Annotated in this window: 5 protein-coding genes; 2 read left to right on the top strand and 3 right to left on the bottom strand. The window is 52.6% G+C overall.

Translation table 11 applies throughout. The features are described 5' to 3' along the window. Nucleotides 1-22: 22 nt before the first annotated feature. Together FHT67_RS13355 and FHT67_RS13350 are read left to right on the top strand one after the other, a co-directional pair. A complete protein-coding gene (locus tag FHT67_RS13355) occupies nt 23-226 on the top strand; it encodes a hypothetical protein (RefSeq protein ID WP_132311233.1) in 204 nt (67 codons plus the stop codon). 106 nt (nt 227-332) lie between these two features. Then, nucleotides 333-551 (top strand): hypothetical protein, encoded by a 219-nt coding sequence (locus tag FHT67_RS13350; RefSeq protein ID WP_132311235.1) that lies wholly within the window; start codon nt 333-335, stop codon nt 549-551. A gap of 103 nt (nt 552-654) precedes the next feature. On the opposite strand, the gene FHT67_RS30505 is transcribed toward FHT67_RS13350, so the two are convergent. From FHT67_RS30505 to FHT67_RS13335, 3 genes are all read right to left on the bottom strand, one after another. Then, nucleotides 655-1941 carry a putative bifunctional diguanylate cyclase/phosphodiesterase gene (locus tag FHT67_RS30505; protein ID WP_132311237.1) on the bottom strand — a complete coding sequence of 429 codons (1287 nt, stop codon included), beginning with the start codon at nt 1939-1941 and terminating at the stop codon, nt 655-657. Between the two features lie 168 nt (nt 1942-2109). Further along, the gene (locus tag FHT67_RS13340; protein WP_132311239.1) at nt 2110-2832 is read right to left on the bottom strand and encodes a response regulator transcription factor; all 723 of its coding nucleotides are present in this window, start codon (nt 2830-2832) and stop codon (nt 2110-2112) included. A gap of 104 nt (nt 2833-2936) precedes the next feature. Beyond that, nucleotides 2937-6776 (bottom strand): response regulator, encoded by a 3840-nt coding sequence (locus tag FHT67_RS13335; RefSeq protein ID WP_167198859.1) that lies wholly within the window; start codon nt 6774-6776, stop codon nt 2937-2939. Nucleotides 6777-7017 lie beyond the last annotated feature (241 nt).

Raw genomic sequence — 7017 nt, 5'->3', positions numbered from 1 at the left:
AATTCTTTTTAGGAGGTCAATCATGCTTAAACACTTGTTGCAAAGATTCCTCGGCTCCGTCACCGGTAAACACTATAACAAACATGGGCACTACGGCCACAACGGCCATTACGGTCACCGCAGCCATAGCAGCAGCGATTACAAAAAAGGAAACTATTATCCGCCGCAGCAGCCCCCATACGGTCATAGCCATTACAAGAAGAAATATGGCAGCTACAGCAGCTAATTGTTAGAATATTGTTAGCAAACTAAACAATATCCTTATGACCTTTTTATAAGCGGCTAAAACGTTTCTAGTAAACTGGAAAAAAACGAGTGGAGGTGCGAATGGTATGATGAAAATCATTACCTTCAAAGACCGTTCGGTTCCCGTTTATTACGTTAACGAACAGGCGGCTTCCGTTGAACAACTTCATCATAAATTGCTTGAGATGGAATACAACTTCGATTTCCGCAAGAAGTGGAAACGCATATCGAAGGTCGAGGTTGTCCGCGATGTCGCCATTTTCCAATACAATGACGGGACGAAGCTGTATCTTGAAGTAAGCTAACAACGGCGATTAACCAATCCAATGACCCGGCAAATACGAAAGCCCTGAAAGATCCGCCAAACGCGAATCCTTCAGGGCTTTTAGATTTTACCTGGTTGATTATTTATGCCGTTTGCGGCGACTTCCGGATGATCGACATATCGAGCAAGTCCGGCTGCATCGGGGATCCCAGGAGGAAGCCCTGCACAAAGTCGCAGCTCCATTCCTTCAGCAGCTTGTATTGCTCCTCGTATTCGACGCCGCCCGCAATAACCTCAATCTCCAGCTTGTGCAGCAGCCCGATCATGGCTTCCACGATATGGCGCTCGACGCTCTGCACATCAATCTGGCGGATGAACGATTTGCTGATCTTTACGCTGTTGACCGGCAGCTGCTTGAGGTTCGCAAGCGAAGCATAACCTTCTCCGAAGTTATCCAGCGTAATTCTGACGCCTAATGCGCGCAGCTGGCTGAGTACGGCTAATGTTTTGTCCGTGAAATGAAGAATAACATCCTCCTTCACCTCAAGCTCCAGGCAAGAAGGCTCGAGTCCCGCCTCCTCCAGCACATGGGCAACCATGCTGCAGAAGCTGTTGTCCATCAGCTGGACATGCGAAACATTAACCGCAATAACAAGCTCCTTCAGGCCATACTCCTGCATGCCCGCCAGCATCCTGCAGGCCTCGCGCAGCGCCCATTCGCCGATTGGCACGATCAGGCCGTTCTGCTCGGCGATCGGGATAAATTCCGCCGGCCAAATCGCCCCAAGCTCCGGCTGATTCCATCGCAGAAGCGCTTCAAAGCCGCGTAGACGCCCGCCGTCCGTGCGGAAGATCGGCTGATAGCTCAGATGGAACTGACGCATGTAAAGGGCCGGACGCAGCAATGCTCCAACCTCCAGCCAGCGGTTCATCTGGGCCGTCTCTTCTTCACTGTAAAACGTAATCCGGTTGCCGCCCTGCTCCCGCGATTTGAAGAGCGCTGTCTCGGCATGCCCGAGCAGTCTCTCGCTTGTCCGTCCGTTCTGCGGGAACAGGCAGGTACCGATGCTTGCCGTCAAATTCAATTCCGCGCCCCCATAGGAAACCGGGTATTGCGCTGCATATTTCATCTCTTCCACCGCATTGGCACATTCCGCCTGCGAGTATCCGATTTCTCTAGCCATTAAAAAAGTATCGCCGCTGATCAAGGTAACAAAGGCCGTCTCAGCCCCTTGACTTAACCGTCCTCCGATACTTTCTAGTACCTGGTTGCCTGCCTCTAAGCCCTTGGCCTCATTCACACCATAGAAACGATCGATCTGAATCAATGCCACAACGAGCCGCTGTCCTGACGCCCGCGCGCGGCTCAAAGCCACCTCCAGCTGAGCATAAGCCTCCTGCCGTTCAGGTAAACTGGCTAACCCATGCACGATTGCTACACCATCCTTTTGTCATTACTGTTAATCCTATAGTCCCATATAAGTATTAGAAAAATTGCGGATTGTTCTTTAGAAGTATGTTAGGTATTTGCCAGCATTCGGACAAGTGGGTATAAAAAAGATCACCTTGCAGCGGAGGTGATCTTCAGGTCGCTTACCTTAATCATGTTCCTGACTGTGGTCGGTCGTATATTTGTAACCAAAGCCCCATACCGTACGGATTAAACGGGGCTCTTTCGGGTTTTGCTCGATTTTTTTGCGAAGATTCACGATATGCACATCAATGGCTCTATCCGTTACAAAAGAATCAAACCCTCTAATCGTATTAATCAGTTCTTCCCTGCTGAATACCTTGCCCGGATGGGATAAGAAGAGTTTCATCATCTCGAATTCTGAAAAGGTTGTCTCGATCAGCTTGCCTCTGACAAGAAGCATTCTGCGCTCGGCGTCCAGCTGAATCGGAGCGAGATCCATCGCTTCCGCTTCCGCCGCGCCAGCCGTCTCCGCTTCCGCCGCACTAAACTGGGAACGACGGATCAGGGCTTCCACTCTTGCCGTCATCTCATGCATGCTAAATGGCTTGCACATATAATCATCAGCTCCGGCCTTCAAGGCCTGAACGCGCTCGGAGACTTCGCTTTTCATCGACAAAATCATAATAGGCACATGCGATCGTTCACGAATAGAGGCGCAAACCCCCATACCATCCATATCAGGCAGGATCAGGTCAAGCAAAACAACATCAGGCGCAAACTCCTGAACGATCCGCAAGCCATCTTCACCCGTTCCCGCTTGCCTAACCGAATACCCTTCTTCCGACAAGTACATCGACAGCATATCCCTCATCATGACGTCATCTTCAATTACTAAAACTTTATACACCGGCGCCACCCCTTGGGGAAAGAAAGATTTCTGTCAAAAAATATAAATCTATCTCTAATATACAATACGATTGTAAGGGTTAACAATAAAATGTTAGAAGATTGTTAGGAGAAACTGTCGAAAGTTGAAATCGACGCCCGCTGCAGACCGGCTATCACGCGATCCAGCTCTTTTTTCAGCCATTCGGCCGGCGCCTTCCACTCCTCCTCCCCCTCCTCCTTCTTCAAAATCTCGTTCAGCCTTGCCGCCGCCTGCACCACGTCATTGGCCGACAAGTAGCTGGCTGCCCCCATCAGCGTATGAATCATTCGTCTCGCGGCTGCGATCTGGCCATTGGTCAGCTCCCCGATCAGCTTGTCCGGGAAGCCCTCGTAATCCTTCAGGAAATGCACCAGCATATGGCGCAAAATAGAGACTTTGCCGCTGACTCTGGCCAGTGCGGTCTCAACCTGAATCCCGTCCAGCTCAGGCACCGATAAGCCGGAAACGCCCCATGCCTGCTGCTGCAGCACCGGAAACTTCTTATTGTTCAGCAGATTCATAATGACGATGTAGAGCTGATCCGGATCCAGAGGCTTCGTTACTACCCCGTTCATGCCAAGCTGCAAGTAATGCTCATGATCCGCGCGAAGGGAGTTTGCGGTTACCGCGATAATCGGCAGGTGCTCGTACCGGGGATCTTTGCGGATTAACGTCGTTGCTTCCATTCCGTCCATCTCCGGCATATGAATATCCATCAGGACAAGATCCCAGCTCCCCTGCTCCAGCTTCTCCAGAGCTTCCCGCCCGTTCTCCGCAAGACCGACCTCGAAGCCCCGCTCCTTCAGCAATTCGATGGCTACCAGTTGGTTAATATGATTGTCCTCGGCAAGCAGAACCCGTATTTTTTCCCGAAGCTCCGCGGACACGGCCGCCTCCTGGGCAGCCATTGTCCATTCCTTGACCGGTACCGCCCTTTGATCCAGCGTTCCCGTTAAAGCATGGAATAAGGCCAGACGGGTAACCGGCTTGGTCAGAATCGCGTAAGGACGGCCGGAATCCGGCATTTGCATAAGCTCGTCACGGCCGAAAGAGGTCGTAAGCGCAATCGTCTTCACTCCTGCGGCGGTAGCCTGCTTGTGGAATTCCAGCCAGGTCTCCGCTCCGTACATATCGGGCATCTCCATATCCAGCATAATCAGCTTCGGCATCGCTCCCGCGCCCATCCGGCGCAGCTTTTCCCTCGCGCTTCCCCAAGAGGAGAACGCTACCGGGGTCAAGCGGAACGATTCCGCAAGCCCGCACCAATGCAGCCGCATCTCGTCGCTGTCTTCCACGATCCAGATGCATTGGTCCTCCAGCTCCTTGCCGACATTCAGCTTCTCTTCCATGACGGAAGACAAGACGGGGAATGACAAGGCAAAGCTGAACCGGCTGCCTAAGCCGGGCTCGCTGTCCACCTGGATTTTTCCGCCCATCATTTTGACGAGACCGTTCGCAATGACAAGTCCTAAGCCGGTACCTCCGTATTTGCGGGTGGTGGAACCGTCTGCTTGCGTGAACGGGGTAAACAATCTGTCGATTTGTTTTTTCGTCATGCCGATACCGGTGTCTTCAACGGTGAATTGCAGCTTTAACCCGTCAGGGCACTGCTCCAACACCTCAAGAGACAGCTTCACATGACCGCGTTCCGTAAACTTAACGGCGTTCATGCATAGATTCAGCAAAATTTGCTCCACTCGCATCTGATCGCCCAGAAGTGTGGTCGGCAGCTGCTCCGGAACCTCCAAAATAAATTCGAACTGCTCCTTGCCGCCCATAAAGACGCTGAGCTGACCGGTCAACCGGCTGAGCATCTCCTGAGGCTGGAACGCTACCCGCTCCACCTCGACCTTGCCCGCTTCGATCTTCGAGAAATCGAGCAGATCGTTAATGATGCGAAGCAGCGATTCCGAGGAGTTGCCAAGCTTGTCCATATAATCCTTCTGCGAGGGGGACAAGCCGGTGCGGCGCATTAGCTGCGTCAGGCCGATAATGCCGTTAAGAGGCGTGCGGATCTCATGGCTGACCATCGCAAGGAACCGGCTTTTGGCCGCATTCGCCTGTTCGGCTTCCTGCGTCGCCTGAATCAGCTCCTCTTGCGTATGCTTTTGCTCGGTAATATCGCGGGCGATGCAGGAGAAATACAGCTCCCCTGTATTTCTGTATGGATGGGCTACGATAACAAGCGAGACGTTGACCTTGTCTCCGGCCTGAGTGAGAAGCTCGGCTTCCCCTTCCCAATAGCCAAATTTCTCGGCGATCCGGGAGCCTTTTATCAAATACAGGTACATGGAAGGCTCCACGTAGCTCTTATAGTCCTTCGGCTTGTAATCCAGCGGCAGGCCAAGCATCCTCTTGCCGGCCTTGTTAATGTAGGCAACCTTCCCGTTATGGTCGATGGATGCGATCAGGTCCTTGGCCGAGCCGATAATGTCGAGCAGGAGGTTGCGGGATTTCTCCACTCTTACGTGCTCGGAGATATCATAAGCCATGCCAAGAACGCCGGTCAGGCGGCCCTGCTGGTCGCGCAGTCCGTTCGAGAAGTGGCGTACCGGAATTTTGGTCCCGTCCTTATGGACATACGTCCACTGCCGTTCATAGGAGAAGTCCACCTGGCGCAGCGTCCGGAAAACTTCGAGGCCCGGCTCGATGTGGACGCCAAGCTTCTGCGACAGAATCTCCGCTTCGCGCTCGATTTCATCCGGGTCCATGAACAAAAGAGGTGTCGCATGCCCCTTCAGTTCTTCCGTCGTATAGCCGATCAGCTTCTCCGCCGCCTGGTTCATATAACTGACGCGGTAATTTTCGTCCAGCAAAATAAAAGAGTATTCGTTCTGCTTGATAATCGCCTCGAGGCGTCCGAACATGTCCTTCAAATGCTCCATCATCCCGTTAACCGATTCCGCCAGCTTGCCTACCTCATCCCCGGGCTCCTGGGACAGATGCTCCACCTCGAATTGGCCGTCGGCCGCCTGCTTCGTGACGGATAAGATTCCTTTCAGCCGGTTAATAATCGTATTGAAATAGAGCGAGAAGAGAATGACGATCACCACTTCGGACAAAGCGATTGTGGCAAAGATCCGCCATAATACATTGGACACGCCTGTAGTGAGGCTCGCTTTCGGAATCTCGATCGCAGCATGCCAAGGTGCGGTGCTGTCTACGTCCATGTACAAAAGGATATGATCCATATTTCCGCGCTGGATATGGATTTGCCCGGACGGGTGAAGCAGCTTGTCGAGAGTTAGACCCGGCTGCCCGTTAAGCAGCCCCTGAATCGGCTTCACGCCTGCAGAGGTAGAGTAGGAATGGAACAAGACTACTCCCCGCTCGTTGTAGAGCCAATACTCCGAGCTTGGATCCTTATCTACAAGAAAATAGGGCGAAATCGATGACATCGGCATCGATGCGTATAAAACACCGTTAATCTTGTTCGTCTGATCATAGACCGGAATGACAATAAGGGATTGCTTCAGGCTCAGGCTATCGAAAGAGGGAAGGAACAGATCCGTAATTTGCGATTTCCCCTTCATCGCATCCCGAAAAAAAGCTTGCCCGCCCATATTGACCGGATCTCCGTTCGTACGGATCGCCCGGCCGCTCGCATCAATATACCCAATCGCATAATAGGTATAATCCGAGCGGTACAGCTCCTTCCTGAAATAATTCAGCCTCTCCGTATCGCTTCCGTAACGGACAATATCCGTGCGGCTCATCACGACTACCTCGGCCCGCCTGATCTGCAGCCAAGAGGCCAGATAATTGGCGCTGACGCTCAGCCGGCTGGCCACCCTTTCAGACGCGGTACTAATCATTTCCTGCTTAACGGACAGGTAATTAAATATTCCAGCCATGCCAAGCGGAATGAAGGTGATTAGGACGATGATGAGCAGGCCTTTTGTCCGCAATGATAGGTTGTTCAAGACGCACGGTCCCCTTCCCGAGTAAATCTACATGTATTATATCGTCACGAGGGGGTGGAATCGATAGACGATTTGTCGGAAGGAGAGTGCAGCCAGAACCGTGGGCTCACTCCGGGAGATGTATCTCCCTCCACTCGTCTTCGATTCGTTGGGGAGGGCGCAAACCAACCGCCTCCGTTCCTTGGCGGGTTGCCTGCCTGCGGCAGACCAGACAGGCGGTGCGCGCATATCAGCCTTGCGG

The organism is Paenibacillus sp. BK720 (assembly GCF_011761545.1).
In the GTDB taxonomy this organism is placed as follows: domain Bacteria; phylum Bacillota; class Bacilli; order Paenibacillales; family Paenibacillaceae; genus Pristimantibacillus.
Note: the sequence above shows the minus strand (reverse complement) of the source record. Positions and strands in the feature narration are given on the sequence as shown.